Origin of the sequence: Brevibacillus nitrificans (genome assembly GCF_003710965.1) — a bacterium.
In the GTDB taxonomy this organism is placed as follows: Bacteria; Bacillota; Bacilli; order Brevibacillales; family Brevibacillaceae; genus Brevibacillus; species Brevibacillus centrosporus.
Genome location: NZ_RHHU01000006.1, coordinates 1 through 14,119, shown reverse-complemented (window position 1 = coordinate 14,119; position 14,119 = coordinate 1). Strand labels below are relative to the sequence as shown.

The following is a 14,119-nucleotide window of genomic DNA, read 5'->3' as shown; positions in this document are numbered from 1 at the left end:
CTGAGAATTGTTATCAACTATAATGAGCGTAGTGACTGGGCAGGGGGAGGGTAATGCGTATGAGGCGAAAAGAGTTATTGGATCTATGGAATCATGCTTCTGTCAAAGTCATGGATGTACGTCATCAGATTGTACAGCCCATGGAAGTATTCAGCTATTCTTCGCTTCCTTCCAGTGTGTACGTATATGCTGTTCGCGGTCAGGCAGAAGTGATGCTCGATGAACGCGTGCATCCTGTCTTCGGTTGTCATGTGATTCATTGCGGAAAAGGAATCGCCCTTGAAATCGTTGCCGAGAAAACGGAATTTGAGTTCTATATTCTTTTCTATAAAGCGGTTATTCCTCTACAGAGTCGTCAGGAAATCATGGATCTTTTGGAGATGCGTAACTGGTTTTCGCTGCCCTATCATTTTGTTGTGCCGCGTCCGATTTTGCTGCTGGACAAGATCGAAAAGCTTCAGGACGTATGGCAAGGCGGTGCGGCTACCGCTGCACAGACTCTCTATGCCAAGGCTTTGTTCCAGCTGTTTGTAGCAGAGCTCCTGGAGCAAATGCATGATGCAGAGGAGAGGGGGGAGAGTGGCGATCTGGTTTGGCAAGCTAAGCAATTCATTCACGCCCATTACAGTGAACCGATAACGCTTGCGACCATCGCACAAAAGCTGCGTTATAGCGCTCCGTATTTGTCCAAGCAGTTCAAGCAACATACAGGTCATAGCCCGATCGATTACCTGATTCGTGTGCGATTGGAAAAGGCAAAAGCGTTCCTTCTGCAAACGGAAGCGCCTTTACAAGAGATTGCCCAAGGGGTTGGGTATAGCGATCTTTCGTACTTTATCAGGGCCTTCAAAAAGCATACGGGAGTAACACCTGGACAATTCAAGGAACAAGCGGAATCGGCAATCTGGGAGGCAGGCTCAGAATATCCTGTGAAAAGGCTAAGATCATCTCTTGTTCAAAGCTCACCTCGCTACTACAATCTGATTAATAATGAAAATCATTATCAGAAAGAAGAGGGAGAGAGTGTGCAGCGATTCAGAAACGGAACCAAAGGAAAAATGCATAAATGGATGCTGGGGCTTGCCCTGCTGTTGAGCGCATGCTCCGGTACTGGTAGTGGAGGTGCAGTCAGCAGCAGTCCTCCACAAGTAGCCACCCCCGTACCGGCCGCTGCCAGTCCGCAGGAGGCCAAACAGCAATGGCCGAGAACCTATGTCGATGCGACGGGGAAAGAAGTGGTGATGGCCAAGCAGCCGCAGCGCATTGTGGTCACTCATTTTGGAATGATGGAATATTTCTTTGCCCTGGAGACTCCGCCGATTGCTTCTACTTTGGCTGAGCGCATGCTGGGATCGTTTGAAACGTTAAAGCCGTACGCCAAAACGGCTGCTGTCAAAGATATCGGTGAAGTGACGACACCGAACCTGGAATTGATGACAGAGCTCGAACCAGACTTGATCGTGGCCTTTACGGGAACGCACAACGATGTTTACGAAGATTTGAGCCGTATCTCGACTGTTGCGATGATTGATAACGTCGAGGAGCGGACATGGGCACAGACGCTTCGTGAATACGCCAAGCTCATTGGCAAGGAGCCGTTGGCGGAGACATACATCGCAAAGCTGGAAGCGCTCATGACGGAAGCGAAGGACAAGATGGCCTCGAAAAAGGACAAGACCGTGACGTTCCTGCGCGCTTCCGGAGACGGCAGCACTTTTTATGTGCTGGACGACAATGACGTATCCTACGCTTTTGACGAAAAGTCAGGGCTGGGGCTCACATCTCCCGGCAAGTACAAGCAGGAGGGCGATGTCGTTACTTTGGAGGGTATAACGGTGCTTGATCCCGATTATATTTTCCTCGTCGATCATTTGGACTCTGTCGATACAACGCTTGCGGAGTTAAACAAAAGCAAGGTGTGGCGTTCGCTGAAAGCCGTAAAAGCAAATCACGTTTATCCGCTAGATGTTTCGATCAGTACAAAGGGGCCGATTGCAGTGGAGTATACGACAAAGGAGCTGCTCCGTGCTCTTTCGGAATAGCACCCAAACTACATATGGCACGGAGGGGAGATCGGGCAAATGCGTCAGTCTGACGTGGTAAACGATGCTTTTCAAGAGAGGCAGCTGCTGGTTTACTTGCCGGACGGCTATGAGGACAGTGGTCAGCGCTATCCTGTAGTTTATTTGCAAGACAGCGGGGATTTGATCGAGCCAAAGGATAGTGACGTCCTGATGAGGGTGCGAGACCTGGCTACGCAGGGGGAGCTTCCAGACTTTATTTTCGTAGGGGTAGAATCGTTTGATCGCAACGACGAATACACGCCCTTTGTGTCCCCAAACGTATTTGAGCCAGGCAAGATATTTGGAGGCAGCGCTTCTATCTACGCCCGGTTTCTCGCAAACGAGCTGAAGCCGTATATCGACAGCCGATTTCGGACATTGCCTGAAAGAGAGCATACGGGAATCATGGGCTTTTCTCTGGGGGGACTCATATCAGTCTATACCGCCTTAACCTATCCCGAGGTTTTTGGGCGGATCGGAAGCTTTTCTGGATCGTTCTGGTTCCCGGGCATAATCGAATGGCTAAAGCAGCGGACGACTATCGATACGGGTCAGCGCCTTTACATGAACTTGGGCCATGCCGAAGGAGCTACTCGTACGAACGGGCAGCAATGGATGGTGCCCAACAGTAAAAGGGTGTATGATTATTTACTGCAAAACGGCTTTACCGTGCACCAGGAAATTTATGAAAGCGAGTTTCATTCCTTCGAATTGGGTGTGCAATATGTTCCAGCTGCCCTAAAATGGTTGTTTCGGTCAGAATAAATAAGAGAAAGGCTCATATCCTTTTGGGTATGAGCTTTTTTGATTAGGCGTATAACACCGCTTACATTGACAAGACCAAGCAATCAGCTTACAATGACCCTAATTATGACACCTACGTAGGGGGATTTTTTCCATGGACGCTTTAGCGTTAGAAAAAAAAGCCCAGCGCAACGCTGAGTTACGTGAACGATTGATGCAGTTGAAGAAAGAGCGTAATGCTATTATCTTGGCACATTTTTATCAACGGCCGGAAATTCAAGAAGTAGCAGATTTTATCGGGGATTCTTTTGGACTCGCTCAAAAGGCAAAAGAAACGGATGCAGACGTGATTTTGTTCTGTGGTGTTCACTTCATGGGAGAAAGTGCAAAAATTCTCAATCCCCAAAAGACGGTTATTATTCCCGATGAACGAGCAGGCTGTCCGATGGCGGATATGGTGAATGTAGACGGCTTGCGCAAGCTGAAAGCGCAGCATCCAAACGCAAAGGTCGTCGCCTACATTAATACATCCGCTGACGTAAAAGCAGAAACCTACATCTGCTGTACATCGTCCAATGCCAAGAAGGTTATTGAATCACTCGACACGGATGAGATCATTTGGGTGCCGGATAAAAACTTGGGCCACTATGTATCCCAATTTACCGACAAAAAAATGATCATTTGGGAAGGGTACTGCAATACGCATGACCAGCTGTCTGTCGAGGATATCATGACATTGAAGCAGCAGCATCCGGAGGCAGTCATTGTCGTCCACCCGGAGTGTCGTCCAGAAGTGGTTTCGTTGGCGGATTATGTGGGTTCTACAACCGGCATTTTGAAATATTGCCGCGAGTCCTCCCACAAGGAATTCATTATCGGAACCGAAGACGGTACGCGCTACATGCTGGAAAAAGACAGTCCGGATAAAACCTTCATTTTTGCCTCCAAGTATCTGGTTTGTCCAAACATGAAAGTAAACAACCTGAAAAAGTGCGTAGAAGCTCTGGAGAACATGAAGCCGGAGATTTTCGTACCGCAGGATGTGGCTGATGCTGCACGTGCATCGCTGGAAAGAATGCTGGAAGTAGCTCCAGGCTGATAAGAGGATATCACAAGCTGCGTTTGCTCCGGCAGGCGCAGTTTTTTTATGGGAAAGGCCACGATCCGCCAAACGTTAAAAAGCCCGGAACACATGGTTCTGGGCTTTGCCATTTTCGCAGTAGCCTTCCATTTCTTACGAAGGCATGGGAGTCGGAGTTGGCTTTCCGTACCCTTCTTTATACGTATTGTCGATGTAATCGCGAATTTCCTTTGTCGTTTTCCCGGCTTCCTTCAGCTTGGAGGAAATAACGGCGATCTCCATACAAACGCCGCAACGAGTTCCGTGATCATCCCATACGATAGAACCGTCAGATTTTTCTTCTTTAATAAAGCAGTTGCCATTATGCTGATGACCGGCACTCTCGCCGCAGCCGCAATAGCAAGGGATGGATTTTAACAGCTCGCGATTGGCAGCGGCCACTTTGTAGGACTCCACGATGACAGGGTCCTGATTGTCGAGAAATTTCGGCAATTGATCTGCGGAAGCGGTCATTTCCTGCAGATCGCCGTTTGGTGCGTGTTGGGAATGGCCGGCATGCTCCTGACCGGCTTGATCGTTAGAACTACAGCCAGTTAACAGGGCTACCGTCATGACGCTAATGGCTAACCATGATTTCCGTTTCATCTGGACAAACCTCCTCCCGCCTATTTTACCGTATAAGATTTTCCCAGCGCAAACTCATACGGGAGAAAGCAGTATGGGGATAGATGTTTAAATATGCCTATTAAATCGTAATAAATCCTATTTACATTCTGGTTGACTGTCCGTATAATGAAAAACGGGAAGCAAGTAAATCGGAATGATTATGAATTACTCAAGGAGATGACTAGAAAAATGAAGAAGAGCCTGTTGGCTTTATTGAGCATCGTAACCGCTGTGGGGATCGCTGGCTGCGGAAGCAAGGAAACAGCAAGCACTCCAGCAGCAGAGGGGAGTGCGGCTGCTAAGCCAAAAGTATACACGACCATTTATCCGCTGGAATACGCTGCCGAACGGATTGGCGGCGATCATATTGAAGTCACTAACTTGATTCCGCCGGGGGTAGAGCCGCATGATTACGAGCCTACAGCCAAAGATATGGTGGCATTGTCAGGGGCAGACATCTTTGCCTTTAACGGCAGTGGTCTGGAGCTATGGGTAGACAAGGCAGTGGAAAGTATGGATAAAAGTAAAACGACCATTGTCAATGCGACAGAAGGAATGGATCTGCTGCATGCGGTGGAAGAGGAGCATGACCACGAGCACGAGGGAGAGGCAGCGACCGAAGAGGAAGGTCATGATCATGGGGACAAAGATCCGCACGTATGGCTGGACCCTAGTAAACTGAAAGAGCAAGCCGCGAAGGTGAAGGATGCTCTGGTGAAAAAGGATCAGGCGCATGCTGCCGACTACGAGAAGAACTTCCAGCAGCTGTCTGCAGATCTGGACCAGCTGGATAAAGAATTCAAGGACATGGTAGCGCAGTCCTCCAAAAAGGAATTCATGGTCTCCCACAGCGCATTCAGCTATCTGGCGAAACGCTACGGCTTGGAACAAGTGGCTATTTCCGGAGTGAATCCATCCGATGAGCCATCGCCATCGCAGCTGAAAGAATTGGTGGAACATGTGAAAGAACATCAAATTTCGTACGTTTTGTTTGAAACACTCGTGTCTCCAAAAGTGGCTGAGGTGATTGCCAGGGAGGCAGGCGTACAGACCGCGACACTGAATCCGCTGGAGGGCTTGACGGAAGAGGATGTCAAAGCAGGCCGTGATTACCTGTCCATCATGCGTGAAAATATCGAGACGCTGCGCGCAGCGTTAAAATAAATGGGAATAATGAAGGTGTCGCTCTTTCGGGCGGCATCTTTGCTTATAGAAGAGTTTGCTTTTTATATTTTGTACCTAAGCCCTTGTCGTCCTCGCAAAATCGTAGTAGGATGAAGGGGATTAAATCAGAACAAATCCGATTTGAGGAATGATTGATTCATGGAACGCATAACCAAAGGAGAAGCTGTGGTAAAGCTCACGGACGTTTCCTTTCAATATGAAGAAAAATTAGTTCTCGACCAGGTGGCGTTTACTTTGGAGCGAGGTGACTTTGTCGGGATTGTTGGTCCCAACGGTTCAGGTAAATCCACGCTGATGAAGCTCATTCTTGGGCTTCTATCGCCGACCAAAGGCACAGTCGAGCTGTTCGGGCAGCCGCTCTCGAAGTTTCGGGACTGGAGCCGGATCGGATACGTAGCCCAGCAGGTCGCTCATGGCGCAGGTGGTTTTCCTGCAACGGTGCGGGAAGTGGTCGCATCCGGGCTGGTCGCCAAGGTAGGGCTTTTTCGCCGATTGAAGGCTCACCATCACGAAAAGGTCCGGGATGCGGTGGAGCGTGTGGGACTGACAGCCAAGCTCGATCAAAGGATCGGCAGCTTGTCGGGCGGTCAGCTGCAACGTGTATTTATTGCCCGTGCCCTGGTTGCGGAGCCGGAGCTGCTCATTTTGGACGAACCAACTGTCGGCGTGGATCAGGAGTCGATTGAACAGTTCTACAGCTTGCTGCGCTCCCTGAAAGAAGAAAATGGTTTGACTATGATGATTGTCAGCCACGATGTAGGCGTCATGACGCAGTGGGTAAACAAAGTAGCCTGCGTTCAAAAGAAAATCCATTTCCACGGAACGGCGCACGAGTTCGCTCACAATCACGAACAAATCCTGACGCAAATGTACGGTGATTCAGTAAAACTGCTGTCTCATCACCATTGATTGTGTATAACATGGAAAAGAAGGAGCATGAACATGCTTGCTGATTGGTGGCAGTATGATTTTTTGAGGTATACCCTGTTCTCAGGGATTTTGATTGGACTGATTTGTCCCATCCTCGGGACTTTTTTGATCGTACGTCGTTTGTCGATGATGGCGGATGGTCTATCACACGTAACACTTTCGGGTGTGGCGGCAGGGATGCTGGTTTCCAAGAAAATCGCATTTTTCTCAGCTGTAAATCCGCTGTTTTTCGGGATGCTGTTTGCTGTGATTGGATCTTTGTTTATTGAGCGGCTGCGCAAGGTGTACAAAGCATACCAAGACCTCGCCATTCCGATTATCCTGTCCACTGGCTTGGGCCTGTTTACGGTTCTGATCAGTGTCGCCGACGGCTTTAATACGGATTTGTACTCCTATTTATTCGGTAAGATCGTGACGGTATCGATCGAGGATTTGTACGCACTCGTCGGTGTAGCGGTTGTTGTACTGGGAACCGTGATCCTCATTTACAAAGAGCTGTTCGCGGTCTCCTTTGACGAAGAGTTTGCTCGTGTATCGGGTGTAGCGCGCCGGGCCATCAACCTTTGGTTCATGGTACTCGTGGCGTTGACGATTGCGGCTTCTATGCGTATTGTCGGTGTCCTGCTGATCTCGGCCTTGATCACGCTTCCGGTTGCCGCTAGCTTGCAGATCGCTCGGAGCTTCCGCCAGACGATTTTCTTTTCGATCCTGTTTGCGGAAATATCTGTGCTGGCCGGATTGTATTTTGCCTACCTGCTAGATTGGGCATCTGGTGGTACAATTGTGTTAATGGCTGTTTTGATTTTGCTGGTCGTTTTAGGTGTAAAAAAACTGCGAGTTCTCATGCGATAGATCAACCAACCCAGTAAAGACAAAAGGAAGGAGAGTTTGTCGATGAAAGTAGAAGAAGCGCTGCAGATCTTAAAAGATCATGGATTCAAGTATACCGGCAAGCGGGAGGAGATGATTCGCATCTGCGCGGCGGAGAAGCGATACTTGTCTGCCAAAGATATTATGGAGCGAATCAAAGAGCTGTATCCTTCGCTCAGCTTTGATACCGTTTATCGCAATATCTCCACTTTTGTGGAATTGGGGATTCTCGAGGAAACCGAGCTCGACGGGGAGGGCAAATTTCGTTTGGCCTGTTCGACAGATGGACATCACCACCATCACGTCATTTGTACGGAATGTGGGAAAACCTCTTCGTTACCCGGCTGTCCGATGAATATCATGTCAGCTGTACCTGATGATTTTCAGGTCACTGGCCACAAGTTTGAAGTGTACGGAACATGTAAGGATTGCGTAGAGCACTCCAACTAAACGTTTGCTAGAAACAGTGAAGAGCATCTGCCGATGAGGGAGGTGCTCTTTTTTGTACAAGAAGGATTGATGAGATCCTTATCCGGTTTAAGAGCCAAGTCCCCTTTGGGTGTGAAAGGCTTGCGATCTAAGTTTTCGAACATGGTCGATAAACCCGAAAGATTTGCTATAATGAGTTGGAAATCATCGGTTTTTTCAATGCTTAACCTATCAAGAGGAGAGAAGGGACACGAGATGATTCCCCGCTATATCGTCGACTTTGATTTGCACGCTTTGCCGCGAAGGAAAACGAAAGTGGCTATCATTGGAGCAGGGATCGCTGGTTTGTATACAGCCTTGCAAACGAGCGAGTATGCAGATGTGGTATTGATCAGTAAAAAGGGATTGGACGATAGCAATACTCGCTGGGCGCAGGGTGGAATCGCTGCGGTGACAGCCAAAACAGACACGCCAGCGCTGCATCGCCAGGATACGCTGATCGCAGGTGCAGGACTCTGCTCATACGACGCGGTGGACGTGCTGGTGCATGAGGGACCGGATCGGCTGCAAGAGCTGATCGCCTACGGTACCGAGTTTGACCGGGACGAGCAGGGACACTACGAGCTTACCCAGGAGGGGGCACACAGTAAACGGCGAATCCTGCATGCAAATGGAGATGCCACCGGAGCGGAAATCGTTCGTGCTTTATCTGCGCGAGTCATGGAACAGCCGAACATTGCGGTACTCGAGCATCATTTTGCTATCGATGTCGTGACGCAGCATGACGAGTGCGTAGGTGTAATCGTGCGGGAGCCAAACGGTGAGCTGTTTTTCCTGGAAGCAGATGCGACGGTACTCGCGACAGGTGGCGCCGGGCAGCTGTATCGTTACACGACAAATCCCGAAATTGCGACCGCAGATGGAATCGGGATCGCTTATCGGGCAGGTGCTCGCATCAGGGACGTAGAGTTCATTCAGTTTCACCCAACGGCCCTTTACTATCCAGGCGCACCACGTTTTCTCATCTCCGAAGCTGTTCGAGGTGAAGGAGCGGTGCTGCGCAATAGCAATGGCGAGCGTTTCATGGACAAGTACCATCCGCAAAAGGAGCTTGCCCCCCGTGATGTCGTGGCTAGGGCGATCGTCTCCGAGATGGAAAAAGCGAATGCAACGAACGTTTTTCTGGATATTACCCATGAATCAGCGGAATTGATTCGCCATCGTTTCCCGACGATTTATCAATTTTGCCTGCAATATGGTTTAGATATGGTAACAGACTGGATTCCGGTAGCGCCTGCCTGCCATTATATGATGGGTGGTGTGCAAACGGACTTGCATGGCGAGACTTCTACCAAACGATTATTTGCGTGCGGAGAAGCATCGAGCACGGGGGTTCATGGTGCCAACCGCCTGGCGAGCAATTCGTTGTCAGAAGCTGTTGTTTTTGGCCATCGGATTTCCGAGCGGATTAAACAGCTGCCGGATTTGCCGGATGTTCTGCCTGTGAGGGTGGTAGCAGAGCCTGGACAGCGTCATGCTGCGGGTACACGCGAAAAAAGAGTGAAGCTGCAAAAGCTGATGCTGCGCTATGTGAGTGTAAAACGGGATGAAAAGGGACTGCGTAAAGCACTGGAAGAGCTGGAGCGCATGGAGCAGGACTTTCAGGATATCCCGGTGGAACGGGAAGATTTTGAATACCTCAATTTATTGAATACCGCAGTCTTGACGACCAGGGCTGCCCTCATGAGGGAGGAAAGTCGGGGCGGGCATTATCGCATCGATTTCCCTGAGAAGGACGACTTAATTTGGCGCAAGCACTTGGTGCAGTCTATCTATGCTGGCGTCCAGGAGGAGAGTGGCAAAAACGATGTGGAATAAACGAGAACTGCAAAGAAAAATCGAAGAGTGGCTGCACGAGGACTTGGGCTTCGGCGACATTACAACGATGAGTACGATTTCGGAGGGCGAGCAGGGAATCGGGATTCTTTATGCCAAGGAATCGGGAATCGTAGCCGGATTGCAAATTGCACAGCAAGTGTTTGAAACGGTTGATCCAGAGCTGACCTTTACGGCCAAAGTAGAGGAGGGTGCACGCGTGGAATACGGCCAGCAAATTGCGGAAGTGAGCGGGTCTGTCCGTTCGATTTTGAGTGGAGAGCGATTGGCTCTAAACCTGATGCAGCGCCTGTCTGCCATTGCGACAAAAACAAATGAGTACGTCCAGGCTGTAGCTGGCACTAAGGCCCGCGTGGTCGATACACGCAAGACGACACCTGGCATGCGTTTTCTGGAGAAATACGCGGTGCGCGTCGGAGGAGGCCACAATCATCGGTTCGCTTTGTACGATGCGGTGATGATCAAGGACAATCACATCAAGGGTGCTGGTGGGATTGCGCAAGCTGTTGCCGCCGCACGCGCTGCCATTCCGCATACGATGACGGTCGAGGTAGAGGCGGAATCATTGGGGCAAGTCCAGGAAGCACTGGAGGCAGGGGCCGATATCATCATGCTGGATAACATGTCGAACGAGCAAATGGTGGAGGCGGTTCAACTGATTGCTGGGCGTGCTATCGTCGAAGCTTCTGGTGGAGTGAACCTGGATACGATCGGTTCCATCGCGAGAACCGGCGTGGATATTATATCAGTCGGAGCGCTGACGCACTCGGTCAAGGCATTTGATATCAGCCTTGATTTGAATACGCGTAAGCGCTGAGGAGCACGGCCATGCTACTGGTGATAGACATCGGCAACTCCAATATCGTGATGGGTCTGTATGCTGGCGACGAGCTGCGGCAGCAATGGCGCGTCGCTACGGATCGGAACAAGACCGAAGATGAGTACGGCATGCTGGTAGCAAACCTGTTCCAGCATGCAGGTTTGACCCTTTCCGAGGTGAGTGGGGTCATCATTTCCTCTGTCGTGCCGCCTTCCAACCATACGATCGAGCGGATGTGTGAAAAGTATTTGCGTCAAAAGCCGTTGCTGGTCGGGCCCGGAATCAAGACAGGCTTGAACATCAAATACGAGTATCCGCGAGAAGTGGGATCAGACCGGATTGTGAATGCGGTAGCGGCCATCCACTACTACGGTACACCGACGATTGTGGTTGACTTCGGGACTGCAACGACCTTTTGCTATGTGGATGAGCGGGGGCAGTATTGGGGTGGTGCCATTGCCCCGGGGATCGGGATTTCCACGGAGGCGTTGGTTAGTCGCGCTGCCAAGCTCCCACGAATCGAGATTGCTAAGCCTGCGAGTGTCGTTGGACGGAACACGATTGCGGCGATGCAGTCTGGAATTTTTTACGGGTTTGTCGGGCAGGTAGAGGGGATCGTTCGCCGGATTATTGCCGAGTACGGAACCCAGCCCAAGGTCGTTGCGACTGGTGGGCTGGCATCATTAGTAGCAACAGAGACGGAGTGCATCCACATCGTCGATCCGTATTTGACTTTAAAAGGGCTACGGTTGATTTACGAACGCAATCAACAGTAATGAGTGGGATGAGAAAGCCGCAGCTCCTGTTAGAGCTTGCGGCTTTTGGTTTTGTATGGGTCCGAATCGCTTTTTCTCTGGAGCGGTTTATAAAAAATGATTTCTGGGTCTCCGGGATCGAGATTTTCAATCATTCCACTCTGAATGAAGCCGAGCTTTTGACAGAGGCGCTGCATGGGCTGATTAGAAAGGTTAGTGGAAGTGAACAATTTATCTTTTGTGCAAACCGACTCTACATATGTAATGAGGTCAGCTCCGATTCCTCGATTTTGATGCTGAGGATGTACAATTACCAGTGGGATAAAGCACTGTTTAAAAAAGCTATGATCCATCACAATAAAACCAATAATTTCGGCATTTTCGCATGCAACAAAGCATTCTCCAGCTGTCACATTGCTGCTCAGTTCCTGAGCTCGGCTGTTATTTCCCAGTACAGCAGCATCGATTTGGCAGACTTTTGTGAGGTCTTGTAAAGTAGCCTGACGGATTAGGACCATGAGAGGAAGCCCCCTTTCTGATTTAGGAGAGAGACGAGATGCCATACGAAGAGAATAACATGTTGCGATGTGCAAGTACGGAATAAAGGATGCCTGGTCGGTTAACTTAGATCTGTTGCCTTGCTTTAATTTTGGCGGGATAAAATGGGAAATCAACCTGAAAGTTGTAGGGGAAATGAGAAGAGTATTTTCAGGTTTCGAGGGTTATGATAATCGCAGGATCCACTTGGCGCCATGAGAAAACAAAAAAATGATAAAAGAATGGAGTTTATCGTTGACATTGAGTGTTCCACGATATAGAATGGCTATTGTGTCTAACAGCGATGTGTTATCTGATTGAACTTTTTTAAATTAAATTAAAAAAGTGCTTGCGAAAAACAAAGAGATCTGATAACATAGTAATTCCGTGAGGGAAACAACACGGATCGCTTCGATCCTTTATCATACATGGATGGATGTCCGAGCGGCCGAAGGAGCACGATTGGAAATCGTGTAGGCGGGGTCGACCCGTCTCGTGGGTTCAAATCCCACTCCATCCGCCATAATCACCCTTACATACTGGCCCGTTGGTGAAGCGGTTTAACACAGCAGCCTTTCACGCTGTCATACAGGGGTTCGAATCCCCTACGGGTCACCTATCACCCACACTAGTTGTTGGGGCCCCCGCAAAGTATTCGGAATATGCTGCAGAGCATACCGTCTCTTTGTGGGGCCCGACATGAGTCGGGGAAACGCGGAGGCTTAGCTCAGCTGGGAGAGCATCTGCCTTACAAGCAGAGGGTCGGCGGTTCGATCCCGTCAGCCTCCACCATTATCATTATTTGACCGATTAGGTCCCTGTCGCGGGATGGAGCAGCTCGGTAGCTCGTCGGGCTCATAACCCGAAGGTCGCAGGTTCAAATCCTGCTCCCGCAACCAAATTTTCTCCTTGCATTTCATAGGGAGATCAAAGTGCCCATAGGGTGCAACTGAATATGGAGCTGTGGTGAAGTTGGAGTTCACGCCGGTCTGTCACACCGGAGGTCGCGGGTTCGAGTCCCGTCAGCTCCGCCATTTATACTCTAAATGTGTACATGGCGATTTTTATAGTACGAGCCATTAGCTCAGTTGGTAGAGCATCTGACTTTTAATCAGAGGGTCGAAGGTTCGAGTCCTTCATGGCTCACCAGTTTTACAACTTCACATGCGGTCGTGGCGGAATTGGCAGACGCGCTAGATTCAGGTTCTAGTGGTGGCAACACCGTGGAGGTTCAAGTCCTCTCGACCGCACCAAACAACTACAAAACACATGCGGACGTAGCTCAATTGGTAGAGCGTCGCCTTGCCAAGGCGAAGGTCGAGGGTTCGAGACCCTTCGTCCGCTCCATATGTGCCCTTAGCTCAGCTGGATAGAGCGTTTGACTACGAATCAAAAGGTCGGGAGTTCGAATCTCTCAGGGCACGCCACTTTTCATCTGAGGTGAAAAGGATATAGTCGGGAAGTAGCTCAGCTTGGTAGAGTACTTGGCTTGGGACCAAGGGGTCGCAGGTTCGAATCCTGTCTTCCCGACCATGAACTTTCATTCAAAACGACTTTGAACTGGAAAGTTTTGGTGGTTGATAACTAGGTTGCGATGTGATACATTGTAAACCTGCGCTCCGCAGAGAGTGCGACTACATAACGAGCTTTGAATAAGGTATAAAAAACACTTGACTTCATAGGTTCGGATGTAGTAAGATGAAATTCCTGTCGCTTTTAAACAGGATTAAAAAATGCTCTTTGAAAACTGAACAGCGAAAGCGTTGATGAGTCTATCATGAAATGATTTGCCAGCTTTGAACCAGATACAAACTTTATTGGAGAGTTTGATCCTGGCTCAGGACGAACGCTGGCGGCGTGCCTAATACATGCAAGTCGAGCGAGTCTCTTCGGAGGCTAGCGGCGGACGGGTGAGTAACACGTAGGCAACCTGCCTCTCAGACTGGGATAACATAGGGAAACTTATGCTAATACCGGATAGGTTTTTGGGTCGCATGATCCGAAAAGAAAAGGCGGCTTTAAGCTGTCACTGGGAGATGGGCCTGCGGCGCATTAGCTAGTTGGTGGGGTAATGGCCTACCAAGGCGACGATGCGTAGCCGACCTGAGAGGGTGACCGGCCACACTGGGACTGAGACACGGCC

At 49.7% G+C, this 14,119-nt stretch carries 12 protein-coding genes, 10 tRNA genes and 1 rRNA gene; 21 read left to right on the top strand and 2 right to left on the bottom strand.

What is annotated here, in order from left to right:
• The first annotated feature begins 59 nt into the window (after positions 1–59).
• The 3 genes from EDM59_RS11950 to nadA all read left to right on the top strand — a co-directional run bounded on the left by EDM59_RS11950 (position 60) and on the right by nadA (position 3,906).
• Positions 60–2,042, top strand: coding sequence for an AraC family transcriptional regulator (locus EDM59_RS11950; protein ID WP_183192897.1), 1,983 nt, complete (start codon positions 60–62; stop codon positions 2,040–2,042).
• Between the two features lie 39 nt (positions 2,043–2,081).
• Positions 2,082–2,828: an alpha/beta hydrolase gene (locus EDM59_RS11945; RefSeq protein ID WP_122923823.1), complete on the top strand. Its 747-nt coding sequence runs from the start codon at positions 2,082–2,084 to the stop codon at positions 2,826–2,828.
• Positions 2,829–2,961: 133 nt separating this feature from the next.
• Positions 2,962–3,906: a quinolinate synthase NadA gene (gene nadA, locus EDM59_RS11940; protein ID WP_122923822.1), complete on the top strand. Its 945-nt coding sequence runs from the start codon at positions 2,962–2,964 to the stop codon at positions 3,904–3,906.
• 135 nt (positions 3,907–4,041) lie between these two features.
• On the opposite strand, the gene EDM59_RS11935 is transcribed toward nadA, so the two are convergent.
• Positions 4,042–4,533 carry a PCYCGC domain-containing protein gene (locus EDM59_RS11935; protein WP_122923821.1) on the bottom strand — a complete coding sequence of 164 codons (492 nt, stop codon included), beginning with the start codon at positions 4,531–4,533 and terminating at the stop codon, positions 4,042–4,044.
• A gap of 210 nt (positions 4,534–4,743) precedes the next feature.
• Here EDM59_RS11935 and EDM59_RS11930 point away from each other — a divergent pair, with 210 nt between their 5' ends.
• The 7 genes from EDM59_RS11930 (at position 4,744) to EDM59_RS11900 (ending at position 11,460) form a co-directional block, all read left to right on the top strand.
• Complete coding sequence (locus EDM59_RS11930; protein WP_122923820.1) at positions 4,744–5,718, top strand: metal ABC transporter substrate-binding protein; 975 nt, start codon at positions 4,744–4,746, stop codon at positions 5,716–5,718.
• 159 nt (positions 5,719–5,877) lie between these two features.
• Entirely contained in the window at positions 5,878–6,648 is a 771-nt protein-coding gene (locus tag EDM59_RS11925) for a metal ABC transporter ATP-binding protein (RefSeq protein WP_122923819.1), read from the top strand.
• A gap of 33 nt (positions 6,649–6,681) precedes the next feature.
• On the top strand, positions 6,682–7,521 hold the full coding sequence (locus EDM59_RS11920) for a metal ABC transporter permease (protein ID WP_122923818.1): 840 nt from the start codon (positions 6,682–6,684) through the stop codon (positions 7,519–7,521).
• A 42-nt stretch (positions 7,522–7,563) separates the two neighbouring features.
• Positions 7,564–7,989: a Fur family transcriptional regulator gene (locus EDM59_RS11915; protein WP_122923817.1), complete on the top strand. Its 426-nt coding sequence runs from the start codon at positions 7,564–7,566 to the stop codon at positions 7,987–7,989.
• A 234-nt stretch (positions 7,990–8,223) separates the two neighbouring features.
• Positions 8,224–9,846 (top strand): L-aspartate oxidase, encoded by a 1,623-nt coding sequence (gene nadB / locus EDM59_RS11910; RefSeq protein ID WP_122923816.1) that lies wholly within the window; start codon positions 8,224–8,226, stop codon positions 9,844–9,846.
• Complete coding sequence (gene nadC / locus EDM59_RS11905; protein WP_122923815.1) at positions 9,836–10,681, top strand: carboxylating nicotinate-nucleotide diphosphorylase; 846 nt, start codon at positions 9,836–9,838, stop codon at positions 10,679–10,681. Before nadB ends, nadC begins: the two co-directional genes overlap by 11 nt.
• A gap of 11 nt (positions 10,682–10,692) precedes the next feature.
• Positions 10,693–11,460, top strand: a complete 768-nt coding sequence (locus tag EDM59_RS11900; RefSeq protein ID WP_122923814.1) for a type III pantothenate kinase — start codon at positions 10,693–10,695, stop codon at positions 11,458–11,460.
• 29 nt (positions 11,461–11,489) lie between these two features.
• Here EDM59_RS11900 and EDM59_RS11895 read toward each other — a convergent pair whose 3' ends face one another.
• Positions 11,490–11,957 (bottom strand): GNAT family N-acetyltransferase, encoded by a 468-nt coding sequence (locus tag EDM59_RS11895; RefSeq protein WP_122923813.1) that lies wholly within the window; start codon positions 11,955–11,957, stop codon positions 11,490–11,492.
• A 449-nt stretch (positions 11,958–12,406) separates the two neighbouring features.
• Between EDM59_RS11895 and EDM59_RS11890 the strand changes: the two genes are divergently transcribed.
• From EDM59_RS11890 to EDM59_RS11840, 11 genes are all read left to right on the top strand, one after another.
• Positions 12,407–12,499: transfer RNA gene (locus EDM59_RS11890), tRNA-Ser, on the top strand.
• An 18-nt stretch (positions 12,500–12,517) separates the two neighbouring features.
• Positions 12,518–12,591, top strand: a tRNA-Glu gene (locus tag EDM59_RS11885).
• A gap of 101 nt (positions 12,592–12,692) precedes the next feature.
• Positions 12,693–12,768 (top strand) — tRNA-Val (locus EDM59_RS11880).
• Positions 12,769–12,798: 30 nt separating this feature from the next.
• A tRNA-Met gene (locus EDM59_RS11875) sits at positions 12,799–12,875 on the top strand.
• A gap of 58 nt (positions 12,876–12,933) precedes the next feature.
• Positions 12,934–13,010: transfer RNA gene (locus tag EDM59_RS11870), tRNA-Asp, on the top strand.
• Positions 13,011–13,049: 39 nt separating this feature from the next.
• Positions 13,050–13,125, top strand: a tRNA-Lys gene (locus EDM59_RS11865).
• A 17-nt stretch (positions 13,126–13,142) separates the two neighbouring features.
• Positions 13,143–13,229: transfer RNA gene (locus tag EDM59_RS11860), tRNA-Leu, on the top strand.
• Between the two features lie 18 nt (positions 13,230–13,247).
• A tRNA-Gly gene (locus tag EDM59_RS11855) sits at positions 13,248–13,323 on the top strand.
• A 3-nt stretch (positions 13,324–13,326) separates the two neighbouring features.
• Positions 13,327–13,403: transfer RNA gene (locus EDM59_RS11850), tRNA-Arg, on the top strand.
• A 29-nt stretch (positions 13,404–13,432) separates the two neighbouring features.
• Positions 13,433–13,509 (top strand) — tRNA-Pro (locus EDM59_RS11845).
• 281 nt (positions 13,510–13,790) lie between these two features.
• Positions 13,791–14,119: ribosomal RNA gene (locus EDM59_RS11840) — 16S ribosomal RNA — on the top strand; the annotation flags it as partial.

Coding starts and splice junctions, on each gene's coding strand:
- EDM59_RS11920 (WP_122923818.1), top strand. CDS start 6,682: ATGCTTGCTGATTGGTGGCAGTATGATTTTTTGAGGTATACCCTGTTC.
- EDM59_RS11950 (WP_183192897.1), top strand. CDS start 60: ATGAGGCGAAAAGAGTTATTGGATCTATGGAATCATGCTTCTGTCAAA.
- EDM59_RS11895 (WP_122923813.1), bottom strand. CDS start 11,957: ATGGTCCTAATCCGTCAGGCTACTTTACAAGACCTCACAAAAGTCTGC.
- EDM59_RS11915 (WP_122923817.1), top strand. CDS start 7,564: ATGAAAGTAGAAGAAGCGCTGCAGATCTTAAAAGATCATGGATTCAAG.
- EDM59_RS11935 (WP_122923821.1), bottom strand. CDS start 4,533: ATGAAACGGAAATCATGGTTAGCCATTAGCGTCATGACGGTAGCCCTG.
- nadC (WP_122923815.1), top strand. CDS start 9,836: ATGTGGAATAAACGAGAACTGCAAAGAAAAATCGAAGAGTGGCTGCAC.
- EDM59_RS11925 (WP_122923819.1), top strand. CDS start 5,878: ATGGAACGCATAACCAAAGGAGAAGCTGTGGTAAAGCTCACGGACGTT.
- EDM59_RS11945 (WP_122923823.1), top strand. CDS start 2,082: ATGCGTCAGTCTGACGTGGTAAACGATGCTTTTCAAGAGAGGCAGCTG.
- nadA (WP_122923822.1), top strand. CDS start 2,962: ATGGACGCTTTAGCGTTAGAAAAAAAAGCCCAGCGCAACGCTGAGTTA.
- nadB (WP_122923816.1), top strand. CDS start 8,224: ATGATTCCCCGCTATATCGTCGACTTTGATTTGCACGCTTTGCCGCGA.
- EDM59_RS11930 (WP_122923820.1), top strand. CDS start 4,744: ATGAAGAAGAGCCTGTTGGCTTTATTGAGCATCGTAACCGCTGTGGGG.
- EDM59_RS11900 (WP_122923814.1), top strand. CDS start 10,693: ATGCTACTGGTGATAGACATCGGCAACTCCAATATCGTGATGGGTCTG.